Origin of the sequence: Bradyrhizobium sp. 33ap4, assembly GCF_032654765.1 — a bacterium.
In the GTDB taxonomy this organism is placed as follows: domain Bacteria; phylum Pseudomonadota; class Alphaproteobacteria; order Rhizobiales; family Xanthobacteraceae; genus Bradyrhizobium; species Bradyrhizobium australafricanum.
On sequence record NZ_JAUMTJ010000197.1, the window covers coordinates 1 to 868 of the forward strand.

Sequence of the window (868 nt, forward strand, 5' to 3'; positions counted from 1 at the left end):
CTTCCTAAGACCGCTTGGCCTCCGACTTCTCTGGCAGAACCCCCGCCAGCGTTTCCGGTCTTCTCGCTTAAGCTCCTTCCCTACTTTAGCCTTCATTCGGCGGTATTCCATGATGTCCGATAGTTGTCCAGTGCGACAAGCTCTTTTCTCGGCTCGATGACGTAACGCCCTCAGGCGATCGATCGTTAGAGAAAGGCCAATATGTCCTGTCACCGGTTTCGCCCGCACAGTCGCACTGTCCATGCTTTGGCGAACAACCTGCGACAGCTCCTCCGGTGACATGCCAATATATACAGATCTCCTGAGACCTTCCCGGAAAGCACTCCAGTTCATAAATGAGATTACTCCGCCGGCCAACGATCCAGACAGTCGGTCGTGCGAGATATACAGAGGAAAATGATCACTACCTCTCGTGTCAGCATCCGTAACACACGATAAATGCCTAGACACACCCGCGGAGCACCACGATAAATCCAGTGCGTCCAGGCACCTCGGCGACCTCATATAAGTTGTCGTGCGGTTGTTTAACAAGCACAAACCTCGACTTTCCATGATGTCCAGCAATCTCCTTCCTCTTGCATCAATTCTCCGGCTTCCCCAAGCGGTGTGGTGAGCATTGAAATCTCCAAGTATTAGCACATGTGCTCCAAGTGAATCAAGTAACTGTTCCAGCTGAGCCCAAGGCACCCTACCTGCAGGACGCAGGTATATGCTGACAATCGTTAAAAGCAGGGCTCCAAGGCAGACCCTGCAGACGACATAATCCAGCCACCGTTGACAACATGGTCACTGACGCTGCAACCAGGTCGCTACGGACATACAATGCTGTCATACTCTCTGAAGACACGTCAGATCGATGAACTCTGTA

General features: G+C 52.1%; 1 protein-coding gene. It reads right to left on the reverse strand.

Going from position 1 to position 868, the window contains the following annotated elements:
- Positions 1-768: endonuclease/exonuclease/phosphatase family protein (locus Q2M23_RS44420; protein WP_410469854.1), on the reverse strand; the 768-nt coding region annotated here is incomplete at its 3' end.
- Between the last annotated feature and the right edge of the window lie 100 nt (positions 769-868).